At 71.9% G+C, this 24,675-nt stretch carries 27 protein-coding genes; 13 read left to right on the top strand and 14 right to left on the bottom strand.

The annotated features are described in order from the left end of the window. Positions 1–632 (top strand): urease accessory protein UreD (locus EEJ42_RS17760; protein WP_148081985.1); only part of this gene is annotated, 632 nt, incomplete at its 5' end. Here the strand turns inward: EEJ42_RS17760 and EEJ42_RS17755 are convergent. Together EEJ42_RS17755 and EEJ42_RS17750 are read right to left on the bottom strand one after the other, a co-directional pair. Next, positions 577–1,611, bottom strand: a complete 1,035-nt coding sequence (locus EEJ42_RS17755; protein ID WP_123100899.1) for a zinc-dependent alcohol dehydrogenase — start codon at positions 1,609–1,611, stop codon at positions 577–579. The two genes, EEJ42_RS17760 and EEJ42_RS17755, sit on opposite strands and share 56 nt — an antisense overlap. Beyond that, positions 1,604–2,044 (bottom strand): tautomerase family protein, encoded by a 441-nt coding sequence (locus tag EEJ42_RS17750; RefSeq protein ID WP_123100898.1) that lies wholly within the window; start codon positions 2,042–2,044, stop codon positions 1,604–1,606. Before EEJ42_RS17750 ends, EEJ42_RS17755 begins: the two co-directional genes overlap by 8 nt. A 133-nt stretch (positions 2,045–2,177) precedes the next feature. On the opposite strand from EEJ42_RS17750, the gene EEJ42_RS17745 reads away from it, so the two are divergent. From EEJ42_RS17745 to EEJ42_RS17715, 7 genes are all read left to right on the top strand, one after another. Beyond that, positions 2,178–2,762: a TetR/AcrR family transcriptional regulator gene (locus EEJ42_RS17745; protein ID WP_123100897.1), complete on the top strand. Its 585-nt coding sequence runs from the start codon at positions 2,178–2,180 to the stop codon at positions 2,760–2,762. A 175-nt stretch (positions 2,763–2,937) separates the two neighbouring features. Continuing rightward, positions 2,938–4,524 (top strand): alpha/beta hydrolase, encoded by a 1,587-nt coding sequence (locus EEJ42_RS17740; protein WP_123100900.1) that lies wholly within the window; start codon positions 2,938–2,940, stop codon positions 4,522–4,524. Positions 4,525–4,897: 373 nt separating this feature from the next. Continuing rightward, on the top strand, positions 4,898–6,448 hold the full coding sequence (locus EEJ42_RS17735; RefSeq protein ID WP_123100896.1) for a sensor histidine kinase: 1,551 nt from the start codon (positions 4,898–4,900) through the stop codon (positions 6,446–6,448). A gap of 24 nt (positions 6,449–6,472) precedes the next feature. Beyond that, complete coding sequence (locus EEJ42_RS17730) at positions 6,473–6,859, top strand: roadblock/LC7 domain-containing protein (protein WP_184503146.1); 387 nt, start codon at positions 6,473–6,475, stop codon at positions 6,857–6,859. Further along, positions 6,856–7,215, top strand: a complete 360-nt coding sequence (locus EEJ42_RS17725; protein ID WP_123100894.1) for a DUF742 domain-containing protein — start codon at positions 6,856–6,858, stop codon at positions 7,213–7,215. Before EEJ42_RS17730 ends, EEJ42_RS17725 begins: the two co-directional genes overlap by 4 nt. After that, positions 7,196–7,819, top strand: a complete 624-nt coding sequence (locus EEJ42_RS17720) for a GTP-binding protein (protein ID WP_123100893.1) — start codon at positions 7,196–7,198, stop codon at positions 7,817–7,819. The genes EEJ42_RS17725 and EEJ42_RS17720 overlap by 20 nt, the downstream gene beginning before the upstream one ends. Then, positions 7,816–9,246 (top strand): cytochrome P450, encoded by a 1,431-nt coding sequence (locus tag EEJ42_RS17715; protein ID WP_123100892.1) that lies wholly within the window; start codon positions 7,816–7,818, stop codon positions 9,244–9,246. Before EEJ42_RS17720 ends, EEJ42_RS17715 begins: the two co-directional genes overlap by 4 nt. A gap of 11 nt (positions 9,247–9,257) precedes the next feature. Here the strand turns inward: EEJ42_RS17715 and EEJ42_RS50930 are convergent, their stop codons facing one another. From EEJ42_RS50930 to EEJ42_RS17695, 5 genes are all read right to left on the bottom strand, one after another. After that, complete coding sequence (locus EEJ42_RS50930) at positions 9,258–9,410, bottom strand: hypothetical protein (protein WP_179932627.1); 153 nt, start codon at positions 9,408–9,410, stop codon at positions 9,258–9,260. A gap of 103 nt (positions 9,411–9,513) precedes the next feature. After that, complete coding sequence (locus tag EEJ42_RS17710; RefSeq protein ID WP_123100891.1) at positions 9,514–10,464, bottom strand: cytochrome c oxidase assembly protein; 951 nt, start codon at positions 10,462–10,464, stop codon at positions 9,514–9,516. A gap of 129 nt (positions 10,465–10,593) precedes the next feature. After that, positions 10,594–11,619 (bottom strand): 6-phosphofructokinase, encoded by a 1,026-nt coding sequence (locus tag EEJ42_RS17705; RefSeq protein WP_123100890.1) that lies wholly within the window; start codon positions 11,617–11,619, stop codon positions 10,594–10,596. A gap of 172 nt (positions 11,620–11,791) precedes the next feature. Beyond that, positions 11,792–12,532 carry a type 1 glutamine amidotransferase gene (locus EEJ42_RS17700; protein WP_123100889.1) on the bottom strand — a complete coding sequence of 247 codons (741 nt, stop codon included), beginning with the start codon at positions 12,530–12,532 and terminating at the stop codon, positions 11,792–11,794. Positions 12,533–12,555: 23 nt separating this feature from the next. Continuing rightward, positions 12,556–13,794: a Mur ligase family protein gene (locus EEJ42_RS17695; protein WP_123100888.1), complete on the bottom strand. Its 1,239-nt coding sequence runs from the start codon at positions 13,792–13,794 to the stop codon at positions 12,556–12,558. Positions 13,795–13,970: 176 nt separating this feature from the next. On the opposite strand from EEJ42_RS17695, the gene def reads away from it, so the two are divergent. Next, positions 13,971–14,519, top strand: a complete 549-nt coding sequence (def, locus tag EEJ42_RS17690) for a peptide deformylase (RefSeq protein ID WP_184503144.1) — start codon at positions 13,971–13,973, stop codon at positions 14,517–14,519. An 11-nt stretch (positions 14,520–14,530) separates the two neighbouring features. On the opposite strand, the gene EEJ42_RS17685 is transcribed toward def, so the two are convergent. Then, entirely contained in the window at positions 14,531–15,190 is a 660-nt protein-coding gene (locus EEJ42_RS17685; RefSeq protein WP_123100886.1) for a TetR/AcrR family transcriptional regulator, read from the bottom strand. A gap of 181 nt (positions 15,191–15,371) precedes the next feature. On the opposite strand from EEJ42_RS17685, the gene EEJ42_RS17680 reads away from it, so the two are divergent. Next, a complete protein-coding gene (locus tag EEJ42_RS17680; protein ID WP_123100885.1) occupies positions 15,372–16,598 on the top strand; it encodes an acyl-CoA dehydrogenase family protein in 1,227 nt (408 codons plus the stop codon). 16 nt (positions 16,599–16,614) lie between these two features. Here the strand turns inward: EEJ42_RS17680 and uppS are convergent, their stop codons facing one another. The 5 genes from uppS to EEJ42_RS17655 form a co-directional block, all read right to left on the bottom strand. Further along, positions 16,615–17,421 carry a polyprenyl diphosphate synthase gene (gene uppS, locus EEJ42_RS17675; protein ID WP_246096858.1) on the bottom strand — a complete coding sequence of 269 codons (807 nt, stop codon included), beginning with the start codon at positions 17,419–17,421 and terminating at the stop codon, positions 16,615–16,617. A 115-nt stretch (positions 17,422–17,536) separates the two neighbouring features. Continuing rightward, positions 17,537–18,355, bottom strand: a complete 819-nt coding sequence (locus EEJ42_RS17670) for an SAM-dependent methyltransferase (protein WP_123100883.1) — start codon at positions 18,353–18,355, stop codon at positions 17,537–17,539. Positions 18,356–18,420: 65 nt separating this feature from the next. Beyond that, entirely contained in the window at positions 18,421–19,032 is a 612-nt protein-coding gene (locus tag EEJ42_RS17665) for a hypothetical protein (RefSeq protein WP_246096856.1), read from the bottom strand. A 228-nt stretch (positions 19,033–19,260) separates the two neighbouring features. Then, positions 19,261–19,500 carry a DUF397 domain-containing protein gene (locus tag EEJ42_RS17660; protein ID WP_123100881.1) on the bottom strand — a complete coding sequence of 80 codons (240 nt, stop codon included), beginning with the start codon at positions 19,498–19,500 and terminating at the stop codon, positions 19,261–19,263. Further along, positions 19,500–20,366, bottom strand: a complete 867-nt coding sequence (locus EEJ42_RS17655) for a helix-turn-helix domain-containing protein (protein ID WP_123100880.1) — start codon at positions 20,364–20,366, stop codon at positions 19,500–19,502. The genes EEJ42_RS17660 and EEJ42_RS17655 overlap by 1 nt, the downstream gene beginning before the upstream one ends. Before the next feature lie 289 nt (positions 20,367–20,655). On the opposite strand from EEJ42_RS17655, the gene EEJ42_RS17650 reads away from it, so the two are divergent. Beyond that, a complete protein-coding gene (locus EEJ42_RS17650; RefSeq protein WP_246096854.1) occupies positions 20,656–22,056 on the top strand; it encodes an NsdA family TPR-like regulatory protein in 1,401 nt (466 codons plus the stop codon). Positions 22,057–22,174: 118 nt separating this feature from the next. Here the strand turns inward: EEJ42_RS17650 and EEJ42_RS17645 are convergent, their stop codons facing one another. After that, the gene (locus tag EEJ42_RS17645; protein ID WP_123100878.1) at positions 22,175–23,008 is read right to left on the bottom strand and encodes an SDR family NAD(P)-dependent oxidoreductase; all 834 of its coding nucleotides are present in this window, start codon (positions 23,006–23,008) and stop codon (positions 22,175–22,177) included. 354 nt (positions 23,009–23,362) lie between these two features. Here EEJ42_RS17645 and EEJ42_RS17640 point away from each other — a divergent pair, with 354 nt between their 5' ends. After that, positions 23,363–23,944, top strand: coding sequence for an ATP-binding protein (locus tag EEJ42_RS17640; protein ID WP_246096852.1), 582 nt, complete (start codon positions 23,363–23,365; stop codon positions 23,942–23,944). Continuing rightward, complete coding sequence (locus EEJ42_RS17635; RefSeq protein WP_184503143.1) at positions 23,941–24,408, top strand: hypothetical protein; 468 nt, start codon at positions 23,941–23,943, stop codon at positions 24,406–24,408. The genes EEJ42_RS17640 and EEJ42_RS17635 overlap by 4 nt, the downstream gene beginning before the upstream one ends. Positions 24,409–24,675 lie beyond the last annotated feature (267 nt).

Below are 24,675 nucleotides of genomic sequence, written 5' to 3'. Positions count from 1 at the left end.
CCCCGCTCGGCGGCGACCGCATCGCGCTGACCGCGGTCGTCGGCCCCGGCGCCCGGCTCCGCGTCGGTTCGGCGGCCGCCACGCTCGCGCTGCCCGGCCGCTCCGCCGAGCCCGCCCACTACGCGATCCGGCTGACCGTCGCCGACGGCGCCACCCTGCACTGGCTGCCCGAACCGCTGATCTCCGCCCACGGCAGCGATCTGCGCATGACCACCACCGTCGAACTCGCCCCCACCGCCCGCCTGGTGCTGCGCGAGGAACAGATCCTCGGCCGCTTCGGCGAGCCCCCGGGCGCGCTGACCAGCCGTCTCACCGTACACCGCGACGGGCGCCCGCTGCTGGACCAGGAGCTGTCGTACGGCCCCGGCGCGCCCGGCTGGGACGGCGGCGCGGTGCTCGGCGGGCACCGGGCGGCCGGTCAACTCCTGGTGGTGGACCCGGCGTACGACAGCGATCCCGTCCAGCCCCGCCTGCTCGCCGACACGGCCGTCATCACCCCGCTCACCGGCCCCGCCGCCCTGGTCAGCGCGGTGGCCACGGACGGCCTGCGGCTGCGCCGGATGCTGGACGAGGCGCTCAGCTCCCGGCCGAGGCCACAGCCGGGGCGATGTCGCGTACGAACACCGGCTTGAGGCGCTTCTCCGGCAGCGCCTCGGGGAGTCGCTCCCAGTCCAGGACATGGGAGACGACGCGCTCGGGCGCCACCTTTCCGGAGCCCGCGAGTTCGAGGGCGTCGGGCAGGTGGCTGCGGACGTTGTCCCGGGCGACGCGCAGGGTGACCCCGGTGAGGTACATGTCGAGCAGCGGCAGTTCGCCGGGCCGGAAGTGGTTGCCCGCGCTCTCGCAGATGCCCTCGGGGGCGAGCGAGGTGAGCGCCAGGGTGAGCTGATCGATGCGCCCGGTGGCCTCGACGGCGATGTCGAAGCCGTGCCGGACGGGTTCGATCGCCTCGGCGGTACGGGCGCCGAAGCTCGTCGCGAGCTTCCGGTGCTCGGGGTCGGGGTCGACGTACAGGACGTCGGAGGCGCCGAGCGCGCGGGCGATGTCGCACACGTACAGCCCGATGCTGCCCCGGGCGACGACCAGCACCCGCGCCCCCGGGCGGGCCGCCAGATGCGGGGCGACCAGGCGCCGCGCGAGGGACCAGTTGTCGCTGGCCGAGGCCATGGCGATGGGGTCGAGCCCCGGCGGCAGCGGGACCAGCATGGCGTCCGCGTACGGCACGCGGACCAGGTCGGAGAAGAGACCGCCCCAACTGCCGCCGATCGGCGCGCCGTACATCGCCATGTGCGGCACGGAGGTGCAGTGGGCGGTCAGCCCGGCGCGGCAGTGGTCGCAGTCGCCGCAGTTGATGGACCAGGGCACGACGACCAGGTCGCCGGGGGCGGCGCCGGTCACCGCGTCGCCGACGTCGATGACGCGGGCCACGCATTCGTGGCCGAGGGGGAACGGCGGGTCGATGAAGCCGTGCCCGGCGAGGATCGCGGAGTCCACGTCGCAGGGGGTGGCGGCCACCGGCGCGACGATCGCGTCCTCACCCGACTCCAGCCGGGGGTCGGGGGCCTCGCGCCATTCGACGGTGTGCCGCGCGACGTACGTCAGTTCACGCATCGGCCTGCTCCTGCTTGCTTTGGGCCGCGAGGGCGACCAGGTCGGCGTACCGGATGACGGATCCGCCCGCGCCCCAGGTGCCGTCCGGCTGCTCGTGGATCAGCACCCACACCCGCAGCGCCTCCTCCGGGGAGAGCCCGGCGGCCTTCAGCACGGCCTGGGTGGCGCCCTCGACCAGACCGGCCTTGCGGCGCTCGGACAGGGCGCCCTGGGGCACCGTGACGTCGACCAGGAAGCGCGGCGCGTCGTCCTCCGCGGTGGTCTGGGCGCCCTCGGGCAGTTCGATCAGATGGCTCCACGCCTGGGCGCGGAAGAAGGCCGTGTCGGGCGCCCCCTCCCAGCGCAGCAGCAGGGCCGCGAGATCGCGCTGAATGCCCGCGCGGCCCTCCTCGGTCAGGGCGCCGGTCGGGGCGGTCAGCCGGATCATCGGCATGGCAGTTCCTCAGCTCTCGTGCTTGCGAACGCGACGACGGCGTCGAGGCGCCGACGGCCTCGCGTTATGACAGTCGTTATAACGCGAGGTCACGCTAGACTATGACGAGCGTTATAGCCAGAGCGGAGTGAACATGACCAAGAGCGCCCCCCAGGCCCGGCAGCGGATCGTGGCCGGCGCGGCCGACATGATCAGCCGGCGCGGACTGAACGCCACGAGCATCCGCGAGATGGCCAAGCACGCCCGGGCGCCGCTCGGTTCCACGTACCACTACTTCCCCGAGGGCAAGCAGCAGTTGGCCACCGAGGCCGTCCGGTACGCGGGCGAGACCATCGCCCGCATCCTCCGCAAGGAGCTGGAGGCGGGCCCGGTCGCGGGCCTCCGGGCGTTCCTCGGGCTGTGGCGCGGGATCGTCATCGACGCCGACTTCCGGGCCGGTTGCCCCGTCCTGGCCGTCTCCATCGAGGAGCCCCCGCCCGGCGAGATCCCGCCCGCCGTGGCGGCCGCCGCGGCCGTCTTCGACGACTGGGAGAACCTGCTCGCGGCCTCCCTGCGGGAACATGGCGCCGCGCCCGGGCAGGCGGAGCAGCTCGCGACGCTCACCGTCGCCGCCGTCGAGGGAACCGTCGCCATGTGCCGCGCCAAGCGCAGCATCGAACCGCTGGACCGCACCGCCGAGCAACTCCAGGCGCTTGTCGCCGGTGCGATCAAAGGCTGAGCGGGCTGTGAAGGTGACGTGTTGATAAAGAAACGGCGGTTTGCCCTGTACTCAACAGTAAGCGAGGCGCGAGGATCCTCCTGACACTCTGTGATCATCGCCGCACGGCGGCGCAACAAAGCAGGGGGATTTCTACGTGAGACGCACAGCAGTACTCGGCGTGGCCGGCGGCGTGATGACCGGTGCGCTGATAACCGGTGCGCTGGCCGCCCCCACGGCGGGGGCATCGGAGCCCACGCGGACGCCGGGGGGCGCCGCGGAGGCCCGCGGGGCGGCGATCGCCGCGGCCCGGGCCGCGAAGGCGGGCATCGACTGGACGGACTGTCCGGCCGATTGGAACCTCGCCAAGCCCATCCAGTGCGGCTATGTGACCGTGCCGCTCGACTACGCCAAGCCGAACGGCCGCACCATCAAGATCGCGGTGGACCGCATCGGCAACACCGGGACCGCCTCCGAGCGGCAGGGTTCGCTGATCTACAACCCGGGCGGACCGGGCGGCTCCGGGCTGAAGTTCCCGACCCGGGTCACCAACAAGAACCCGCTGTGGACGAAGACCGCGAAGGCGTACGACTTCGTGGGCTTCGACCCGCGCGGGGTGGGCCACTCGGCCGCCATCTCCTGTGTCGACCCGCAGGAGTTCGTCAAGGCGCCCAAGATGGACCCGGTGCCCGACAGCGAGGCGGACAAGCGGGCGCAGCGCAAGCTCGCCGCGGAGTACGCCGACGGGTGCAAGGAGCGCAGCGGCTGGATGCTGCCGCACATGACGACGCCCAACACCGCCCGCGACATCGACGTCATCCGGGCCGCGCTCGGCGACAAGAAGCTCAACTACCTGGGCGTGTCCTACGGGACGTACATCGGCGGGGTCTACGCGACGCTCTTCCCCGACCATGTGCGCCGCCTGATCGTGGACTCCGTGGTGAACCCGTCGCGCGAGAAGATCTGGTACCAGGCCAACCTGGACCAGGACGTGGCGTTCGAAATGCGCTGGGACGACTGGAAGGCGTGGGTGGCCAAGAACGACGCGGCCTACCACATCGGCGACACCCCGGAGAAGGTCCAGGCGCAGTGGGAGAAGCTGCGCGCGACCGCCAAGAAGAGCCCGATCGGCGGGGTCGTCGGCCCGGCCGAGCTGCTCGGCTTCTTCCAGAGCGCCCCGTACTACGACTCGTCGTGGACCACGGTCGCCGAGGTGTGGCGCGACTACCTGGCCGGTGACGAGAAGGCGCTCGTCGAGGCCGCGGGCCCGGACCTGTCCGACACCGCGGGCAACATCGCCTCGGAGAACGGCAACGCGGTGTACACCGCCGTGGAGTGCGCCGACGCCAAGTGGCCGACCAGCTGGCGGAAGTGGGACCGGGACAACACCCGGCTGCACCGCGACTACCCGTTCCTGACCTGGTCCAACGCCTGGATGAACCTGCCGTGCGCCACCTGGCCGTCGAAGCAGCACACCCCGCTGGAGGTCGGCGCGGCCAAGGGGCTGCCGAAGACGCTCGTCGTGCAGAGCACCCGTGACGCCGCCACCCCGTACGAGGGCGCCGTCGAGCTGCACAAGCGCCTCAAGGGTTCGCGTCTCATCACCGAGAAGGACGCCGGTTCGCACGGTGTCACCGGGCTCGTCAACGCCTGCATCAACGACCGGGTGGACGCCTACCTGCTCAAGGGCACGGTGGACGCCAAGGACGTGACGTGCGCTCCGCACGCCACGCCGAAGCCCGCGAAGGCCGGGGCCGCGAAGGCCGCCGGGGCCGTCGAGTAACGGTCGGCCGAGCCCGCTTCCGTACGAGTCGGCGCGTACGGAAGCGAGTCCGGCGGGGGGTCGCCCATCCGGGCGGCCCCCCGTCGCGTTCCCGGGGAAAACTGTCGACTGTACAACTCACCGCCGTGCCCGGCGAGTCGCCGCATGATGTCCGCAATGGCGGCAATTGCGCCGTATGTTGGCGATGTGGGGTTTCGAATCCCCCAGGGGTGTGAGCGAATGCGATCACTTTTTTACGCCCATTGAATTCACTCGCCGAATTCGTTACCAAGAAAAAATCATCGTCATTTCGGGATGTGCTCAAACCGCTATGCTCCAGGGCTCATAGCGAGTTCTTCGCACGCATTTTCTCCCGCTGCTTTTAAGGAAGCCGATGGTTTTCGCCGGCGCGTCACCTGGAGGCCGACGGCCCGCCTCCGCGCTCGTATGGCTCATTCCTCCCGCCGCGATGGCGGCCTGCGCGGCGTTCGCCGTGACCGTGGTGTCCGCCGGGGCGCGGGCGACGGTCGCCTGGTGCGGCGCGGCGGCGACGCTGGCGGTGGCCCTGGCGGCGGCCGAGTCGGCCCGCCGCGGACGTCTGATCGGCAGGCTGCGCGCCCGGGCCGCGGAACAGGACGCCGGGTACCGGCAGCGCCTGGTCGACCAGGAGGTGGAGACCCGGCGGCTGGCCCAGGAGGTGCTGCCCGCGGCCGTGGAGCGGCTCCAGCGCGGCGCCGAGGTCGACGCCGTGATGAAGACCATCGAGCCCTCGCCCGTCCTCGACCCGGACTTCGAGTCCGCGCACCGCGCCGTCCTGCGGACGGTGCTGGAGACCGTGCGGGCCGAGGAGGACCTGCGGGACGCGGCGGGGCGGGCGTTCGTCAACATCGCCCGCCGGGTGCAGGCCATCACCCATCAACAGGCCATGGACATGCGGGACATGGAGGACAAGCACGGGGCCGCCCCCGAGGTCTTCCACGATCTCCTCCACCTCGACCACGGCAACGCGCTGATCGGCCGGCTCGCCGACAGCATCTCGGTGCTGGGCGGCTCCCGCCCGGGCCGCCAGTGGCGCAACCCGGTGCCGCTGTACAACGTGCTGCGCGGCGCCATGTCGCGCATTCTCGAATACCGGCGGGTGGACCTGCACTCGGTGGCCGACGTCGGCATCGTCGGCCCGTCCGTGGAGCCGCTGATCCACGCCCTGGCCGAACTGCTCGACAACGCCACCCGCTACTCCCCGCCCAAGACGCGGGTGCATCTGACGGCGGTCGAGGTCCAGTCCGGGGTGGCGGTCGAGATCGAGGACGCCGGGGTGGGCCTGTCGGAGGAGAGCCGCAGGCGCGCCGAGTACGTGCTGGAGCAGGCGGGCACCGGCTTCGACCTCGACGACCTCGGCGAGACGCCCCGGCTGGGCCTGGCCGTGGTCGGCCGACTCGCCGTCAAGTACCGGTTCCAGGTGTCGCTGCGGCCCTCCGCGTACGGCGGCGTCCGCGCGGTGCTCGTCGTCCCGCAGGACGTCATCTGCCCCACCCCGGCCCCCGGCGGCGCCATCGCCCGGGCCCAGAAGCTGCCGCCGCCCAAGCCCATCAAGCGCGCCGCGCCCTACCCGCCGCTGCCCGACAACGCCGACGCCACCGGCCCGGTCGCCCACGACCACAACGGGATCCGTCACAACACCGCGGGACTGCCCCAGCGCCGCCGCCGGATGCCGACCGTGACCCCGCCCATCCGGATCCAGGCCGACCCGGAGCCCGTCCCGGCGGGCCCTGCGGCACCGGCCGAGCCGCCCGTCCAGCCGGGGATGTGGCTGGCCGCGTTCACCAAGGCCGTGTCCGGCGAGGCGGACCCGGTGGACACCTCCGGCCACCCGCACGGCCCGCACGGCGCGGAGCCGTCGGATACGCCGCACGCCTGGGACAACGCTTCGGATGAGGGTGAGTAGCAAGTGACGCAAGCGCGGTTCAACATGGACTGGATGCTCCGGGACCTCGCCAAGAGCGTTCCGCAGACCCGCCACGTGGTCCTGCTGTCCTCGGACGGCCTGTGCATGGCCCAGGTCGGTACGGACGAGGAGACCGCCGACCGCCTGGCCGCCGCCTGCGCGGGGCTCCAGAGCCTGTCGACGGCGATCGCCGCCGAATTCCCCACCGGCGACGGGCGGATGCGGCTGGTGGTCATCGAGGTCGACGGCGGCTTCTTCTATCTGATGGCGGCCGGCACCAGCTCCTACCTCGCGGTGCTCGCCGAGGACGGCGTGGACGCCGGGCTGATGGGCCAGTGCATGAGAGACCTGGTCGCCCGGCTCGGCGAACACCTCAGCAGCCCGCCACGGGCCAGCGGACGCATGCCATGAGCCGGACCGGAAAGGGCGCCGACGAAGGCGGCCCCGAACGGCTCTACCTCGTCGACGGCGGCCCCGGCCGGTCCTCGCGGGCGGACACCATCGAACTGGTCAGCCTGATCGTGGCCCGGGCCGAACCCGAACCGGGCATGCTGCCCGAGGCCGCCGCCGTCCTGCGGATGTGCCACTTCCCGCTCTCCGTGGCCGAGATCTCCGCGTATCTGACGCTGCCCGTCAGCACCGTGACCGTGCTCCTCGCGGATCTGCTCGCCCACCACCAAGTGGAGGCGCGGGCCCCGGTCCCGGCCGCCGTGCTGCCCGACACCGAACTCCTCCAGGCGGTGATGCATGGACTACAGAACCTCTGACACGCTCGTCGGACCCCGCACCGAGGACACCCTCCCGGCCTCCGCCGCCGCGGCCGTCAAGATCGTGATCGTCGGCGGATTCGGGGTCGGCAAGACCACGATGGTCGGCTCGGTGAGCGAGATCCGCCCGCTGACCACCGAGGAGACGATGACCCAGGCCGGGGTCGGCGTCGACGACATCGCCGGGGTGGAGCGCAAGACCGAGACCACCGTGGCCATGGACTTCGGCCGCATCAGCCTCAACGAACGGCTGGTGCTCTACCTCTTCGGAACCCCCGGCCAGGAGCGCTTCTGGTTCCTGTGGAACGGTCTCTTCGAGGGCGCGCTCGGCGCCGTGGTCCTCGTCGACACCCGCCGGCTGGAGGTCAGCTTCGACGTCCTGGGCCGGCTGGAGGAGCGGGGCGTCCCCTTCGTCGTCGCCATCAACGCCTTCCCCGGGGCGCCCGTCCACCCCGTCGGCGAGCTGCGCGCGGCCCTGGACCTGCCCGAAGCCGTCCCCATCGTCGACTGCGACGCCCGCGACCGCGCCTCCAGCCGCGACACCCTCCTCACCCTCGTGAGCTATCTGCAACACCTCACCACCGTGACCCCGGAGACACCGTGACCCCTCCTCCCGACCAGTGCCCCGCCCACGCCCGGAGCCCCCTCGCCGGTGTGGTGGACCTCTTCGGATCCGAGAACGAGAAGGACCCGATGGGCCTGTACGAGCGGCTGCGCAGCGAACACGGACCGGTGGCCCCGGTGCGGCTCGGCGGCGACGTACCGGCCTGGCTGCTGCTGGGCTACCGCGAGAACCTGGAGGTCGCCCGCACCCCCTCCCGCTTCTCCCGCGACTCCCGGTACTGGAGCGCCTGGGGGGAGGGCCGGATCCCGGACGACTCGCCGCTGCTCCCCGTGGTCGGCTGGCAGCCCATGTGCACCTTCGCCGACGGCGACGAGCACGAGCGGCTGCGCGCCGCGCTCACCGACAGCATGAACCGGGTCGACCGCCGCGGCATCCGCCGCCACATCACCCGCTTCACCCACCAGCTGGTCAACGACTTCTGCGCCGAAGGACAGGCCGAACTGGTCACGGGCTTCGCCCAGCGGCTGCCCATGCTCGTCCTCACCCAGCTGCTCGGCATGCCCGACGTGTACGGCCCACGGCTGGTCGAGGCCACTCGCGACCTGATGAAGGGGTCCGACACGGCCCTGCGCAGCGACCAGTACGTCACGGACACCCTCCGCCAGCTCGTCGAGCGCAAGCGCACCCAGCCCGGCAGCGACCTCGCGTCCTGGCTGCTGAGCCACCCCTCCGAGCTGACCGAGGAGGAGGTCGTCCAGCATCTGCGGCTCGTCCTGCTCACCGGCAACGAGACCACCACCAACCTCATGGCCAACACGCTGCGCATGGTCCTCACCGACCCGCGCTTCCGCGCCTCCCTGGCCGGGGGTCACATGACCCTGCCGGACGCCATCGAGCACGTGCTGTGGAACGAACCGCCGCTCACCGTGATCCCCGGCCGCTGGGCGACGGGCGACACCGAGCTGGGCGGACGGCAGATCAAGGCCGGGGACATGCTGCTCCTCGGCCTCGCCGCCGGGAACGTCGACCCCGCCATCCGCCCCGACCTCGGCGCGCCCATGTACGGCAACCGCTCGCACCTGTCGTTCAGCGGAGGCCCGCACGAATGCCCCGGCCAGGACATCGGCCGCGCCATCGCGGACACCGCCATCGACACCCTGCTGCTGCGCCTGCCCGATGTCCGGCTGGACGTGCCGGAGACCGAGCTGAACTGGGTCGCGTCGTGGATCTCCCGCCATCTGGTCGCGCTGCCGGTCGCGTTCATGCCGCGCAGGCCCGATACGGATCCGGTGGACACCTCCGGCATGCTGCTCGCGCCCAAGCTGCGCCCCACGCGCTGGATGCCCGCGGACGGGGACGAGGCCTTATCCGCGGGCGAAGGCGCCACCGCCGACACCGCGGCACCGACCGCGCGCGTCCCGTGGTGGACGTCCCTGTGGCGGTGGCTGCGCGGCACCGCGGCATGACGCAGGCCCGCTCAGCGGGCCAGCAGCGTCCCCACCGTCAGCAGCGCCAGCACCACCCAGGCGAACCACAGCCAGCCATTGCTCCCCAGCGACACGGTGTAGGCCGTCACCACCACCAGGCCACCCACCGCGCACGCCGTCATCCCCTTGGCAGATCCGGTCATCCCCGACCTCCTCACGGCGGTTCCGGCACCCCGGCCGGAACACCGGCCCCACGGCCGAGACTCCATCGTCTCTCGACCGTGGGGTATCGGCCAGGGGGGGTGCCTAGCGCCCGCGGGCCTGGAGCGACGCCAGATAGGCGTTGTACGCGGCGAGTTCCTGATCACCGTCGCGGTCCGCCGTACGGTCGTCGCGCCGCGCCTGGCGCTGGTCGGACTTGTACCACTGGTACACCAGCGCCACCAGCACGATCACCGACGGGACCTCGCTGAACGCCCACGCGATGCCGCCCGCCGCGTTCTGGTCGGACAGCGCGTCGATCCCCAGCGAGCCGGGCGGATGCTCGAACGTGCCGACCATGGGCGCGCTCGCCATCATCAGCGCGATTCCGAAGAACGCGTGGAAGGGCATCCCCGCGAACAGCTCCAGCATCCGCATCACATAGCCCGGCCGGTGCGGCCCCGGGTCCACGCCCATGATCGGCCAGAAGAAGACCAGGCCCACCGCGAGGAAGTGGACCATCATCGCGATGTGCCCGATCTTGGAGCCCATCAGGAAGTCGAAGAGCGGGGTGAAGTAGAGCCCGTACAGGCTCGCGATGAACAGCGGGATCGTGAACACCGGATGGGTGATGATCCGCATGTAGCGGCTGTGCAGCAGCGCCACCAGCAGCTCCCGCGGCCCCTTGCGGCCGCGCCCGGCTGCCGGAAGGGCGCGCAGGGCCAGCGTCACCGGCGCGCCCAGCAGCAGGAGGATGGGGGAGACCATGCTGATGATCATGTGCTGGACCATGTGGACGCTGAACATGACCATGCCGTAGTCGTTCAGCCCGGTGCACATCGCGACCACGACGGTCAGCACACCCGCCACGAACGCCACCAGCCGCCCCACGGGCCAGCTGTCACCGCGCCGCCACAGCCGCACGGCGCCCCAGCCGTACAGGGCGAGCGCGAGCACACAGCCGACGAGGAAGAAGGGATCACCGCCGAACGCCAATCCGCGTGCGAGGGTGAACGGCGGCAGATCCATCATCATGCCGTGCCCGCCGTGATCCATCGAGTATCCCCGGCCTTCCCCTTCTTGCGCTCTCAACCGGCGCCGCTCTCGCGGACCTGGTTGCTCGCCGTAGGGGTTGCGCAATTGATGGTCGCGGTGCGAATCGGCTGTATCCGGCTCGTGTCGTACTTACAGTACGCACTCGGCCTCGGTGTACCGCTCGGCGGGTACCGTCTTCAGCCGCTCCACCGCGTCCGCGAGCGGCACCATCACGATGTCCGTACCGCGCAGCGCCGTGATCTTGCCGAACTCGCCGCGGTGCGCCGCCTCGACGGCGTGCCAGCCGAAGCGGGTGGCCAGCACCCGGTCGTACGCCGTCGGCGTGCCACCGCGCTGCACATGGCCCAGGATCACCGGCCGGGCCTCCTTCCCCAGCCGCTGTTCCAGCTCGACGGAGAGCTGGCGGGCGATACCGGCGAACCGCTCGTGGCCGTAGACGTCCCGTTCCCCGGCCGCGTACTCCATCGTGCCCTCGCGCGGCTTGGCGCCCTCGGCGGCCACCACGATCGCGAACTTCTTGCCCGCCTCGAACCGTGCCCCGACGGTCCTGGCCAGCTCCTCGATGTCGAACGGGCGCTCCGGCACGACGATCGCGTGGGCGCCCGCGGCCATGCCCGAGTGCAGCGCGATCCAGCCGGTGTGCCGCCCCATGACCTCGACGATCAGTACCCGCTGATGCGACTCCGCGGTGGTCTTGAGCCGGTCCAGGGCCTCGGTCGCCACGCCGACCGCGGTGTCGAAGCCGAAGGTCACATCGGTGGAGGCGATGTCGTTGTCGATCGTCTTCGGGACTCCGACGATCGGCAGCCCGGCGTCCGACAGCATCCGGGCCGCCTTCAGGGTGCCCTCGCCGCCGATCGGGATGACCGCGTCCAGGCCCAGCTCCTCGACGTGGCCCTTCGCGCGCTCCACCCCGTCGCGCAGATGCGCGGGCTGCACCCGGGTCGAGCCGAGGACGGTGCCGCCGAGGGCCAGGATGCCGCTCACGGCGTCCAGGTCGAGCTTGCGGTAGTCGCACTCCAGCAGGCCCTTCCAGCCGTCCTGGAAGCCGATCACCTCGTCGCCGTGGTCGACGACGGCGCGGTGGACGACGGACCTGATGACCGCGTTCAGCCCGGGGCAGTCCCCGCCGGACGTGAGCACACCGATGCGCATGGCGCGTGATTCCTCTGTCTGCGAAAGCCCACCGTTGCGATGGGGGCGACATCCGGACCGCGCTGTCCGGCTGGACGACGACACCCTACAAGCGGCGGACGCCGCGGATCTCGCTTCGCCGCCAGGTGTCCGCGATGCGGTCACCCGGCGGCTCAGCTGGGCGTGAGCGCGCTCAGGCGGGCTGGGCGGTGGCCGCCGCGATCCGCTCGTTGCGCAGCGCCTCGTACCACTGGTCGTCGACCGGCGGCAGCCCGTTCACATCGAGCGCCAGCTTCAGCAGGTGGTCCGCGATGTGCGGGTTGCGGGCCATCACCGGGCCGTGCATGTACGTCCCGAAGACGGTGTCCTTGTACGCGCCCTCGTAACCGTCGCCCGTGCCGTTGCCGTTGCCGAACCGGACGCGCGCGAAGGGGCGCGCGGTCGGTCCCAGGTGGGTGACGCCCTGGTGGTTCTCGAACCCGGTCAGCGGCGGCAGCCCCAGCGGGTCGTCGATGTCGGCCAGCACATCGCCGACGCAGCGGGCGCCCTCGCCGCGGGTGCTGATCACGTCCAGCAGGCCCAGTCCCTGCTGGCGCTGCCCGAGGTCGTTGACGAACTCGTGGCCGAGGATCTGGTACCCGGCGCACACCGAGAAGACGATCGCCCCGTTGGCGACCGCGCGGTTCAGCCCGCCGTCCCGCATCAGCCGCTCGGCGGCCAGCCGCTGCGGGCGGTCCTCACCGCCGCCGATCAGGTAGATGTCCCCGGAGGTGGGGATCTGCTGGTCGGAGCGGACGTCCAGGCGGGAGACGTCCAGCCCGCGCTGGCGCGCCCGGCGCTCCACCACCAGGACGTTGCCCTGGTCGCCGTACGTGCTCAGCAGGTCGGGGTAGACCCAGACCAGACGCAGGCCGTTCTGGCTCGTGCTACGCATCGTCGTGTCTCCTCGTACGGGGGTCAGTTGCCGACCCGGCGGCGCAGGTCCTGGAACGCTGTGTAGTTGGCGATCACCTCGATGCGGCCGGGCGGGGAGATCCGCACCGCCTCGTCCGCGTCCGCGCAGACCCGGAAGTCGAGCCCGGCGACCTCCAGGCGCACCGCGAGGTCCAGCTTGCGGTCGCCGATCACACAGATCGGGTGCCCGGCGAGCCGGGTGTAATCCACGTCCCACAGCCAGGAGGTGTCGGTGCCGTCCGCGCCGCGCGCGTTCACCGAGAGGATCACCGGGGTGGGCGGCGGGTCGATCAGCGAGAACGTCTCCAGCCAGCCGGCCGGGTTCTTCGCCAGCAGCAGCCGCAGCTCGCGCTCCTGGAAGGTGACCACGTCATAGCGGCCGGCGACCGCCTGCACCTGGTACATCCGCTCCAGCGCGACCTGCGGGGGCACCCCGAAGGTGGCGGCGACGGCCGCCGAGGTGGCCGCGTTCGCCTTGTTCGCGCGGCCGGGCAGCTGGAGGTGGATCGGCCAGGCCGCGCCGTGCGGGTCCAGCACGTACTCGCCGTTCAGCGCCCAGCTGGGCACCGGGCGGCGGAAGCCGCACTCGCCGCAGACCCAGTCGTCGCCGGGGCGCTGGAGCACCCCGCCGCACGCCGGGCAGGACCAGGCGTCGTCCTTCCACTCCTGGCCCGCGGCGACCCACACCACATTGGGGCTGGAGGAGGCGGCCCAGACGATGAGCGGGTCGTCCGCGTTCGCGATCACCGTGGCCTTCGTACCGGCCAGGCCCTCCCGCCACTTCTCGGCGAGCATCCGGGTCTCGGCGGCCCGGTCGAGCTGGTCGCGCGAGAGGTTGAGCAGCGCGATGGCCTTGGGCTCGGTGTCGCGGGCCACCCCGGCGAGGTACTTCTCGTCGACCTCGATCACGCCGTAGCGGGCGTCGGAGCCGCCCGCCAGCGCCGAGGTGATGCCCGCGGGCATGTTGGCCCCGAGCGCGTTGGAGACCACCGGGCCCGCGGCCCGCAGCGCCTCGGCGATCAGCCGGGTCGTCGTGGTCTTGCCGTTGGTCGCCGACACCAGGATCACGTCCAGGTGGTGCGCCAGCCTGCTGAGCAGATCGGGGTCGAGGCGCAGGGCCACCTTGCCGCCGATCACCGATCCGCTGCCGCGGCCCGCGGCCTTCGACACCGCCGCCGCGGCCCTGCCCGCCGTCACGGCCAGCTTGGCACGTGGCGACAGCGGCTCTGAATTGCCTGCCATCGTCTCTCGATCCTCCTCGCATACCGGCGCCGCACCTGCCCCCCGAGGCACCGGTGGTACGCCCCCTCCGCGCCGAATCGCCAGCCGGGAGGCCACGGTCGGGGATCAGCCTATCGAGATCCGGGCGCTGTCCCGAATTCCGTCGGCCCTTCGGGGGGACCGTACGCTTGGCTGCCATGCGAAACGGCGCGATCCCGGGGAGCCGGGGGACGGTGAGGCCCCTGCGGCTGCTCGGTGATCAGGCGCTGCGCGCGCCCTGCGAGGAGGTCAGCGACTTCGACGCGGCGCTCGCCCGGCTGGTCGAGGACCTGTTCGCGACGATGTACGCGGCGGGCGGGGTCGGTCTTGCCGCCAACCAGATCGGCGTGGGGCTGCGGGTCTTCGTGTACGACTGCCCGGACGACGAGGACCGGCGTCATCTGGGGCACGTGGTCAACCCGCGGCTCGCGGAGGCCGACGGGGTGACCGTACGGGGCACCGAGGGCTGTCTGTCGCTGCCGGGCATCGAGTCGGGCACCCCGCGCTTCGACCGCGCGGTGGTGGAGGGCGTCACGGTGACCGGGGAGCCGGTGCGGGTCGAGGGCAGCGGCTTCTTCGCGCGCTGCCTCCAGCACGAATGCGACCACCTGGACGGCGGGCTCTTCCTGGACCGGCTGGGGGGCTTGCGGCGGCGCCGGGTGCTGTGGGCGGCCCGCCGCGCGCCGTGGGCGCGCGGGCGGGCGTGAACCCGGGGACCTCAGAACAGCCCGGGGGCGCCGGCGCGGTCGTCCACCAGGGCCAGCCGCCCCCACAGCAGATCGGTGAGGTGGTGCACCAACCGCTCGCGCGAGCAGGGCCGTTCCCGCAGCCACCAGTCGCCCGCGGCGTGCATCATGCCGACGATCCCATGGCCCCAGATCCGGGCCACTTCCTCGCCGCCGGGGCCGAGTTCGACCCGGTCGGCGATGACCTTGGCCAGCTCGTCGCCCATGCGGCGCAGCAGCGGGGCGGAGTGGTGGCCCACGTCGAAGCCCTGCTCCTGCTGCTGGCCCTGGTCGGCCGGGTGCATCAGGAAGCGGTACACCTGGGGCCGGGCCTCGATCGCCGCCAGATAGGTGTCCAGCGTGGCCGCCACCCGACCGCGGCGGTCGGGCGCGGGGGCGTCCAGGGCCTTGCGCAGCGAGGCGAGCAGGGCGTCGGTGTGGCGCACCGCGAGGGCCCGGTAGAGCCCTCCCTTGTCGCCGAAATGGCGGTACAGAATGGGCTTGGTGATGCCCGCCTCGGCGGCGATCGCGTTCATCGAGGCCTCGGGGCCGTCGCGCAGCACCACCCGGTCGGCGGCCTCCAGCAGCTCCTTGCGGCGCCGTGCGGCGGCCTCCTGCTGGTGGTCCTCGCGCTGGCTGGTCCCGGTCTCCATGACGTGGCCTCCCCGCCCCCTGACGTGTTCACGCGTTACATGAATGGGCACCGCGTATCTGCGCAACGTAACACCCGACCGGGGCAAGGTGATCGCGCGGCCGTGGAGTTGACATCGCCTACTGACCAGTAACAGACTGCTGTTACCTACGGTAACAGCAGGCGCGGCAGGTGGAGGGGCCATGGCGGAGTTCTCGTTCGAACTCAACGATGATCAGAAGGCAGTGCGTGAGTGGATCCACGGCTTCGCCGCGGACGTGATGCGCCCCGCCGCCGCGGAATGGGACGAGCGCGAGGAAACGCCCTGGCCGATTATCCAGGAGGCGGCCAAGATCGGCCTGTACTCCCTGGACTTCTACGCCCAGCAGTACTTCGACCCCACCGGTCTCGGCATCCCCATGACCATGGAGGAGCTGTTCTGGGGCGACGCGGGGATCGCCCTGTCCATCGTCGGCACCGGCCTGGCCGCCGTCGGCGTGCTCGCCAACGGCACCGAGGAGCAGATCGGCACCTGGATCCCGCAGATGTACGGCGACGCCGATGACGTGAAGGTCGCCGCCTTCTGCTCCTCCGAGCCCGACGCGGGCTCCGACGTCTCCGCCATGCGCACCCGGGCCGTCTACGACGAGGCCAAGGACGAGTGGGTCATCAACGGCACCAAGACCTGGGCCACCAACGGCGGCATCGCGAGCGTCCACGTCGTCGTCGCGGCCGTCGACCCCGACCTCGGCTCCAAGGGCCACGCGTCCTTCATCATTCCGCCGGACACCCCCGGCCTGTCCCAGGGCCAGAAGTTCAAGAAGCACGGCATCCGCGCCTCGCACACCGCCGAGGTGGTCCTCGACGACGTACGGGTGCCCGGCAGCTGCCTCCTCGGCGGCAAGGAGAAGCTGGACGAACGCCTCGCCCGGGCCCGCGAGCGGGCCACGGCGGGCGGTGAGCGGCTGAAGAACGCCGCGATGGCCACCTTCGAGGCGTCCCGCCCGGCCGTCGGCGCCATGGCCGTCGGCACCGCCCGCGCCGCGTACGAGGTCGCGCTCGACTACGCCAAGACCCGGCAGCAGTTCGGCCGCCCCGTCATCGACAACCAGGGCGTCGCCTTCCAGCTCGCCGACATGCGCACCCGGATCGACGCCTCGCGCCTGCTGGTGTGGCGGGCCTCCTGGATGGCCGTGAACGGCAAGCCCTTCGACTCGGCCGAGGGCTCCATGTCCAAGCTGTTCGCGAGCGAAACCGCCAAGACGGTCACCGCCCAGGCGGTCCAGATCCTCGGCGGCAACGGCTTCACCCGCGAGTACCCGGTCGAGCGCATGCACCGCGACGCCGCGATCTACACCATCTTCGAGGGCACCAGCGAGATCCAGCGCCTGGTCATCGCCCGTACGCTCTCCGGGGTCCCGATCCGCTAGCGGATCTCCCCGTAAGTCACCTCGCGCCGAAGCGGCGTTTGCGTCCCGCGAACGCCGCCAGCAGGCCGCGCAGTTCCTCCGCCGTGAAGTCCGGCCACAGCGTGTCCACGAAGAACAGCTCCGCGTAGGCCGCACGCCACAGCATGAAGTTCGAGATCCGCTGCTCCCCGGACGTCCGCACCAGCATGTCGATGTCCGGGAGGTCGCCGTGCGGCAGGTGCCGGGTGAACAGCGCCTCGTCGATCAGGCCCGGGTCCAGCGCCCCGTCCGCCGAGGCCCGCGCCAGCGAGGTCGCCGCGCGGGCGATCTCCTCCCGCCCGCCGTGGTTGAAGCAGAACGCCAGCGTCATCGCGCGGTTGCCCGCCGTCTCGGCCTCGGCCCGGCGCAGGGCGGCCAGGGTGGCGCGGGGGAGCCGGGCCTCGGAGCCGAGCCAGCGCAGCCGTACGCCGCGCTCGCCGTACGCGCGGAAGACGTCGGCCAACTGGGCGGTGAGCCGCATGAGGGCGGCCACCTCGGCGCGCGGCCGGTTCCAGTTCTCGGTGGAGAAGAAGAACAGCGACAGATGCTCGACGCCCTCCTCCAGTGCCGTGTCCACCACGCGCGGCAGCGCCAGCACCCCCGCCTCATGGCCCCGGGTGCGGGAGAGGCCGCGTGAGGAGGCCCAGCGGCCGTTGCCGTCCATGATGATGGCGAGGTGCCGGGGCATCCCCGGGGCCTCCTCCCGGGGGCCGCGGCGCTGCCGTACGACGGCGGGCGCGTCGGCGACGGACGCCCGCAGCAGCCGCTTCACCGAGGGCACCCTCCAGGCTCCGACCTCGAACACCCGCGCGTCCCTCCGCCTCGGCTTCCCCGGTGCCGTGTCTGACGACGGGGCGGGGCCGCGGGTTACCTGCCCGGTGGCCGAACCATTCGTTTGGTCGGCACCGCGGCGGCCGCGGTCATGGCTTCCGCGCGACACCCCCGTGCACGTCCGTCGTCTCGATGGGCGTCTCGGACGGCCCGGGCCGCCACAGCGGACACGAGACGATACCCGGTTCGATCAGCTCCAGCCCGTCGTAGAAGCGGCTGATCTCCTCCAGGCCCCGCAGCACGTACGGAACGGCGCCGGTGTCGTCGTAGCCCTGCTGGGCCTCCTTGAGCGCCTGGTCGGTGTCGGTGCTGTCGTAGTGCACGAAGTAGCTGCCGGAGGGCAGGGCCTCCTGTAACCGGCGGACGATCGACACCGCCTCGTCGTAGTCCTGGATGTGCCCGAGGATGCCCATCAGCATCAGGGCGACGGGCCGGTCGAAGTCCAGCGTCTTGGCCGCCATCTCCAGGATCCGCTCCGGCTCGTGCAGATCGGCGTCGATGTAGTCGGTCACGCCCTCGGGGGTGCTGGTGAGCAGCGCCTGCGCGTGCCGGAGCACCAGGGGGTCGTTGTCGACGTAGACGATCCGGGCCTCGGGCGCCATCCGCTGGGCGACCTGGTGGGTGTTGTCGTAGGTGGGCAGCCCGGTGCCGATGTCCAGGAACTGGCGGATCCCGCACTCGCCCGCCACATGGGTGACGGTGCGGATCAGGTACGCGCGCGAGGCGCGGGCCATGACCTCGATGTTCGGGGCGACCTCCCGGTACTGGTCGCCGGCGATCCGGTCGACCTCGTAGTTGTCCTTGCCGCCCATCCAGTAGTTCCAGATCCTGGCCGAGTGCGGCACGGTGGTGTCGATCTTCGACCATGCCTGCTGGGCGGGGCCGGGGGTGGACGAGCCGTTGGTCATCGGGACTTCTCCTGCCGTGCGTCATGCCTGTGAGAGGCTCCAACTTACCCACTGCGCCCGGGAGTTCAGCGATTCCCGGCGTAGCGGCGGACGGGTGAGCGAATCCGTGGCAGGCGGCGGGCGAAGGAGGCCGTCTCGAGCGTCACCGGAGTCTCGCCGGGGCCCGGTTCCGCGTCGGGTCCCGCATCGGGGTCCGTCGGCGGTTCCTCGTCGACCGTGACCACCGGGGCGTGCTGGGCGAGGGTCCGGAAGGCCTGGTCGAAGCCGGTCAGCGCGGCGTCGATCTCCGCGAGGTCCGCGGCGCCCGCGCCGCGCGCGGCCAGCCGGTCCTCCAGCACGGCCGCGGGCGCGGTGACATGGACGAACAGCCCGTCGCGCTCGGCCACCGCCTCCGCGAAGTCGAACGCCTGGATCCAGGTGACCCGGGAGTGCCCGCGCCGCAGCGGCCCGTAGACCAGCTCGCCGACCAGCCCCGCGTCCACCGCGAGCGATCCTTCGTGCTGGAGCAGCTCGCGGTAGGGGCGGACCGGGTCCAGATGCGGGAGGTCGGGGGAGGCGCGGGTGACGGCGAAGCCGTGCCGGTCCGCGAGCCGGGACAGCAGCCCGTCCCGGCGGACGCCGTCACAGCCCTCGACGATCAGTGTGCGCCGCTGTGCGAACGCATGCTGGAGCTTCATCCCGTCTTCCCGTCGTTCCGGAGCGACCCGGATTGGATGGAGGGACGACACAGCCGCCCGCCACGGCGCCTTCAGTGTGCGTGGCGGGGTGGCGGGGGCGGGAGTGCGCTGCGGGGTTGTGCGGTTGTGCGACCGTAGTGGTTTTCGAATCGTGGCCCGTCAGGGGGTGCGCCCGGCGCGCGTCCGGGAGCGGCCGGGGCGGCGGGGGCACCCCCTGGGCAGCGGGGCCTAGGCGATGAGGAAGTCGGCGTCGCCCGCCTTGGCGGCCTCCAGGAAGGAGGCGACCTCGGAGCGGGTGTAGATCAGGGCGGGACCGCCCGGGTCGGTGGACTGGCGGAGGGCCACCCGGCCGTCCTCCAGCCGCTTGGCCTCGATGCAGGTGCCTCCGTTGGACCCGCTCCAGGGCTTTTCCCAGCCCTCCGTGCCCAGGTCCGTGGCCGGCATCCCGGTGTAGACGGGGTCTGTCATCACAGCTCCTTACGCAGTTCGGCCAGGATGGTGCTGGTATCGCCGATCGGGTCCGCCTGGACGGCCATCCGGTCCAGGACCTCCAGATACGCCCCGACCTCCTTCGGCCGGTCCACGTAGACCGCGCCGGTGAGGCTCTCGGTGTAGACGACATCGGGCAGTTCGGAGAACCCGAAGCGGAAGTAGTGGAAGGGGCCGAAGGCCCCGGGGTGCGGCCCGGACGCGAAACGCATGATCTGGAGCCGGACCTTCGGCATCGACAGGGTGTCGATGATGTGGTCGATCTGGTCCCGCATCACCTCGCTGGGGCCGACGGGACGGCGCAGCACCGTCTCGTCGAGGATGGCCCACATGATCGGCGCGTCCGGCTTGGTGAGCAGGCTCTGCCGCTGGAGGCGCAGGGCGATCCGGCGCTCCAGCTCCTCCTCGGTGTCGTTGGGGAAGCCGATGCGCAGCACCGCCCGGGCGTAGTCCTCCGTCTGGAGCAGCCCGGGGACGTAGTGCGGCTCATACGCTCGGATGACGGTGGCCTCGCTCTCCAAGCTGACATACGCACTGAACCAGTCGGGCAGTACGTCCCGGAACTGATGCCACCAGCCGGGCTGGTTGGCCTCCCGGGCGAGGGCGAGGAAGCTCTCGATCTCGGGTCCCCGGACGCCGTAATTCCGCAGCAGTTCCTTGACGTACGGGATCTTGAGGCCGACTTCCGCCTTCTCCATCCGACGCACCGTCAGCGGGGTCACTTCGATGGCCTGAGCTGCCTCTTCGAAGGAAACCTGGGCCCGCTCGCGCAAGTGCCGCAATCGCTTGCCGAGGACCCTGCGTAAGACGGTGGGGGCGGCGCCGCTCGGCCGTGCCTCGCTCACGTCCCGCCTCCCTGAAGGGCTGTCATATGCCTGCACAGTGTGCCTGGACAGTGTGCCACGAGCCCGACGACACAGACAGAGCTATGCGGATCGTTCTGAAATTATCAGAACGAAGGTTGCGGTGTGAGCGACTCACCACGCATAGTGAGCGGGTGACCCATCTCACCCTCCACGGCGGGGGCTCCCAACCTCCTTTGTCCACAACGTCGTTGACACAGCCGATGAGTGCGGCGCCGCGCGGCGGGGATCCCGTACACCTCCGTGGCGCGTGCCGGGGAGGGTTACGGTGATGCCGGGCGCACAGCCGGGAAGCGGGCGCCAGGGCGCCCCGGCCAACGCGGCGTTGGCCGCGGCCCTCAAGGAATCCGGGTGCTCCTACGCCTCGTTGGCGCACCGGGTCAACGAACTGGGCCGCAGACAAGGACACGAGTCGAACTACGACAAGGCGTCCGTCACCCGCTGGTTGCAGGGCGGCCAGCCGCGCGGCAACACGCCGGAGCTGATCGCCGCCGTGCTCTCCCACCGGCTCGGCCGGCCGCTGGCGCCCGCCGAGCTCGGCTTCATCGCCGACCGTCAGCGCCCCGTCGTCGCCAGAGCGCTGGCCTACCGGGAGGACGTAGCAGAGACCTTGCACACGCTCGCCGAACTCGGCTCCACCGATATCTCCCGCCGCAGCCTGCTGGGTGCGGTGCCCTTCGTCGCCGGAGCCCTGGTGACCCCGCAGCGCGAATGGCTGCTGTGGCTGGTCGAGAACCAGGACACCCCCCGGCTCTCCTCCGCGGCCGATGGCGGCCGGGTCGAGCAGGTCCACGCGGCCATCAGCATGTTCGACGAGATGGACAACCGCTTCGGCGGCGGCCAGGTCCGCGCCAGCATCGTGCTCTATCTGTCGACCGAGGTCGTGCCCATGCTCCAGCAGCGCGGCGCGCCGCCGCACGAGCGGCGCCAGCTGTTCACCGCGGCCGCCAAGCTGGCCGCGATGGCGGGCTGGAGTTCCTACGACAACGCCGAATACGGCCTGGCCCAGCGCTATATGACCCAGGCGCTGCGGCTGTGCGCCGAGGGCGGCGACCGGGTGCTCGGCGGTCAGATCCTGGCCGGGCTGTCCCATCTGTCCACCAACCTCGGCCAGCCCGAGGCGGGGGTCGAGCTGGCCCGGGTCGGCGTCGCCACCGCCAAGCACGCGGGCAGCCCGCTCGGCCTGATGCGGCTGCACGCCATGGCCGCCCGCGGCCACGCGGCGCTCGACCAGCCCCGGGAGGCGTCCAAGTCGCTGCGCGCCGCCGAGGCCCAGCTGGAGGCGAGCCGGGGCGCCGAGCAGGAGTCGCCCTGGGTGCGCTTCCTGGACCACCACTATCTGGCGGCCGAGGCGGCCCTGTGCTTCCGGGACCTGGGGAACGCGGCGGAGGCCGAGAACTCCGCCGCCGAGTCGGTGCGCGCCAACGCCGACCGGCGCCGCCGCCAGGCCATCAGCCGCTCCGTCCTCGCCACGGCCTACCTCCAGCAGAACCGGCTGGACGAGGCCATCGGCACCGCGGGCGAGGCGCTGGACACCCTCAGCGGGGTGCACAGCGAGCGCTCGATCCAGGCGCTGCGCGACTTCCGCTCCCGGCTGCGGCCCCGGCGGGGCGAGCCCATGGTGCGGGACTTCGAGCACCGCTCGCGGGCTGTACTCGGCTCCGCGGCTTGACGATGCGCGCGGTGGGCCCCCGGAGCGGGGGACCGGGGGGCTGCCGCGTGACCGGGCGAACGGGCCCAGGGGGTGTCACCCGATCCGGGTGACACCCCCTGGGCCCGTTGACAGGGCCTCAGTAGCCGTTCGGGGTGGGGGCGTTCTGGGCCCGGTCCACGGGCAGATGCGCGCCCGAGATCCCGCTGGAGGCGTCGGACAGCAGAAACGCCACGACCCGGGCGACCTCCAGCGGTGTGACCAGCCCGCCGCACGGGACCTCGGCCGTGAACCGGGCGTACCGCTCGGGCTCCTCGGCCCGCATGCGGTCCCAGCGCTTGCCGGGGATGAGCATCGAGCCGGGCGAGACGGCGTTCACCCGGATGTGGTCCGGGCCCAGTTCGCGGGCGAGCGAGGCCGCCAGATGGATCTGGGCGGCCTTGGCCGCCCCGTACTGCGCCTGCGGCCCCGGTTTCCACCCGGAGATGGAGGCGATCACCACCACCGAGCCGCCGCCGCTCCGCCGCAGATGCGGCACCGCGGCCTTGACCAGCCGTGCCGCATGGCCGACGTTCAGCTCCCAGGTCGCGGACCAGTCCCGGGCGTCCGCCTCCTCCAGTCCGCGGCCCCGTGCGCCACCGGCACACGCCACCACGCCGTCCAGTCCGCCGAAACGTTCCGCCGCTGCCTGGACGAATGCCTCCAGCCGGTCCGGTGCGGTGAGGTCGAGGGCCTCGGTGAACACCGCCCCCGGCTCCTCCGTAGGTAACGACGCCTCAAGGGCCCCCAGATCCCCAGCCGTTCGCGCACAGGTGGCCACCCGCGCCCCCGCCGCGGCCAGCAGCCGCACGATCTGTTCGCCCAGCCCACGGGTGCCCCCGGTGACCAGCACACGCTTGCCGTCCAGGCGGAACACATCGGACGGACCGGCTCCCGGTCCCGGGGCGGATTCCCCGCCGCGGTCGCCGCTCACGCCTGCCCCGCCAGGGCCGTACAGCCCGAACCACTACGCCCGTACAACCGGACAACCCCCATGCCCTCTCGCCCACCGGTCGGTTCAACCGTTTTTCTACATGACGGTGACCGATGACGCTCCGAGCTGCCTTCGAAGGAGGAACCATGCCGGTTTCCGGCACGAACCGCGACCGCGTCGACTCCGTCCGTGGCAGCCGGTCCAGGCGGGTCGGACGGGGGGCGCGCACCAACCGCCACCGGCTCAGATGCAGCGCCGTCAGTCGCCAGCAAGCGCCTACCCGCGTAACGGAACATCAATCACCCCATGTGCCCGTATGTCATGAGAGTCCACAGACCGACGAGGACGGACACCGTGAGCCGATCCCTCCCAGGACTGCCGCAGCGGCCGGCACCGGCCGATGACGAGGACCTGGGGCGCGACCGCCCTGCCCTCGCGGTGTCCGTCAACCGCCACTGCATCCGGATCACCGGGCCCGAACCGCGCGGGGAGGGGACGATGAGTGCCCTCGTCACCCGCCGGCTCTTCCGGGCCGAATTCCCCGCCTTACCCGACCGTGCCGCAGCGGTGCGGCGCATGGTCACCGGCCATCTGAACGACTGGCGGCTCGGCGCGCTCGTGGACGGCGCCGTCCTCGCCACCAACGAACTGTTCGCCAACGCGGTCGAGCACGGCAGCTCCGGCCCCGCCGACACCGTGACCATCACCGTCTCCCTCGAACTCTCCGCCGGACACCTGGGTCATGAGCTGCGGGTCGAGGTCGCCGACGGCTCGCCCGTCATCCCCATCTTCCGCAGCGCCTCGCTGACCGAGGAGTCCGGCCGCGGCCTCGCCATCGTCGACTGCCTGGCCAGCGACTGGGGCACCGAGCCGCCGGACCCGGGCGGCGGGGGGAAGAAGGTGTGGTTCACCCTGCCGCTCGAGCGCGCCTCATGAGCCCTGTGGGCGGCACCGTGCAGACCGACGCGGCCGACTGGCTGCTGTCCGCCAGCGACGACCCCGGACGGGTGCGGCTCGAGTGGGCCAGCGGCGACGGCCTGGCCGATCTGCCGGTGGGCACCGTCTTCGACCTGGTCCGCATGGCCGACGACGTCGGTACGGCGGTGATCCAGGCCCTCCAGCGGCGCGACGCCGCGACCGGGCCCGTGATGCTGGCGACCTCCAGCCATGTGCTGACCTTCCTCGTCCCGCCCGGCTCCGCGGCCGAGTGGAAGCGCTGGCTGGCCGGGACCTCGTACGCACGCCGCCGCACGGTCGCGGCGGCCGGGGCGGGCCGGGTGCTGCGGTGCCCCCGCCCGGGGTGCGTGCGGCGCGGGCACGTCTGGCTGACCCGGCCCGGGGACGGCCTCACCGACAGCCGTACGCTGCGGGCCGCACTGGAGGAGGCGGCGGGGCGTTAGGCCCTGTCCGGCGGATCTTCGCGGGGCCGCGACGCCGCTGTGACATCAGCCGCTGCCGCGGCGGGCCGCACCTCGCTGCGTTGTCGGAGTCGTCCGAGTACGCCCAGTACGAGGACGATCCTCCGCCTTGCGATGTACGGCACCAGACGCCGCGGCCTGATCCACGAAGATCCGCCGGACAGGACCTAGTGACCTGAGTCAGAGATTCGGTGGCAGTAGGCGGCGACTTTGTCGAGGATCTCGTCGGCGGTCTTGGTCCAGGCGAAG

Source organism: Streptomyces botrytidirepellens (assembly GCF_003721215.1).
Taxonomy (GTDB): Bacteria; Actinomycetota; Actinomycetes; order Streptomycetales; family Streptomycetaceae; genus Streptomyces; species Streptomyces himastatinicus.
The sequence above is the reverse complement of the archived record's forward strand: the minus strand, read 5'-3'. Positions and strand labels throughout refer to the sequence as shown.

Bases quoted from the DNA above. Each gene is read 5' to 3' on its own strand.
- EEJ42_RS17720 (WP_123100893.1), top strand. From the start codon at position 7,196: ATGGACTACAGAACCTCTGACACGCTCGTCGGACCCCGCACCGAGGAC.
- EEJ42_RS17650 (WP_246096854.1), top strand. From the start codon at position 20,656: ATGCCGGGCGCACAGCCGGGAAGCGGGCGCCAGGGCGCCCCGGCCAAC.
- EEJ42_RS17680 (WP_123100885.1), top strand. From the start codon at position 15,372: ATGGCGGAGTTCTCGTTCGAACTCAACGATGATCAGAAGGCAGTGCGT.
- EEJ42_RS17755 (WP_123100899.1), bottom strand. From the start codon at position 1,611: ATGCGTGAACTGACGTACGTCGCGCGGCACACCGTCGAATGGCGCGAG.
- EEJ42_RS17660 (WP_123100881.1), bottom strand. From the start codon at position 19,500: ATGACAGACCCCGTCTACACCGGGATGCCGGCCACGGACCTGGGCACG.
- EEJ42_RS17700 (WP_123100889.1), bottom strand. From the start codon at position 12,532: ATGCGTAGCACGAGCCAGAACGGCCTGCGTCTGGTCTGGGTCTACCCC.
- EEJ42_RS17740 (WP_123100900.1), top strand. From the start codon at position 2,938: ATGACCGGTGCGCTGATAACCGGTGCGCTGGCCGCCCCCACGGCGGGG.
- EEJ42_RS17635 (WP_184503143.1), top strand. From the start codon at position 23,941: ATGAGCCCTGTGGGCGGCACCGTGCAGACCGACGCGGCCGACTGGCTG.
- EEJ42_RS17705 (WP_123100890.1), bottom strand. From the start codon at position 11,619: ATGCGCATCGGTGTGCTCACGTCCGGCGGGGACTGCCCCGGGCTGAAC.
- EEJ42_RS17730 (WP_184503146.1), top strand. From the start codon at position 6,473: ATGGACTGGATGCTCCGGGACCTCGCCAAGAGCGTTCCGCAGACCCGC.
- EEJ42_RS17750 (WP_123100898.1), bottom strand. From the start codon at position 2,044: ATGCCGATGATCCGGCTGACCGCCCCGACCGGCGCCCTGACCGAGGAG.
- EEJ42_RS50930 (WP_179932627.1), bottom strand. From the start codon at position 9,410: ATGACCGGATCTGCCAAGGGGATGACGGCGTGCGCGGTGGGTGGCCTG.
- EEJ42_RS17735 (WP_123100896.1), top strand. From the start codon at position 4,898: ATGGTTTTCGCCGGCGCGTCACCTGGAGGCCGACGGCCCGCCTCCGCG.
- EEJ42_RS17745 (WP_123100897.1), top strand. From the start codon at position 2,178: ATGACCAAGAGCGCCCCCCAGGCCCGGCAGCGGATCGTGGCCGGCGCG.
- EEJ42_RS17725 (WP_123100894.1), top strand. From the start codon at position 6,856: ATGAGCCGGACCGGAAAGGGCGCCGACGAAGGCGGCCCCGAACGGCTC.
- EEJ42_RS17685 (WP_123100886.1), bottom strand. From the start codon at position 15,190: ATGGAGACCGGGACCAGCCAGCGCGAGGACCACCAGCAGGAGGCCGCC.
- EEJ42_RS17670 (WP_123100883.1), bottom strand. From the start codon at position 18,355: ATGACCAACGGCTCGTCCACCCCCGGCCCCGCCCAGCAGGCATGGTCG.
- EEJ42_RS17665 (WP_246096856.1), bottom strand. From the start codon at position 19,032: ATGAAGCTCCAGCATGCGTTCGCACAGCGGCGCACACTGATCGTCGAG.
- EEJ42_RS17710 (WP_123100891.1), bottom strand. From the start codon at position 10,464: ATGGATCACGGCGGGCACGGCATGATGATGGATCTGCCGCCGTTCACC.
- def (WP_184503144.1), top strand. From the start codon at position 13,971: ATGCGAAACGGCGCGATCCCGGGGAGCCGGGGGACGGTGAGGCCCCTG.
- EEJ42_RS17695 (WP_123100888.1), bottom strand. From the start codon at position 13,794: ATGGCAGGCAATTCAGAGCCGCTGTCGCCACGTGCCAAGCTGGCCGTG.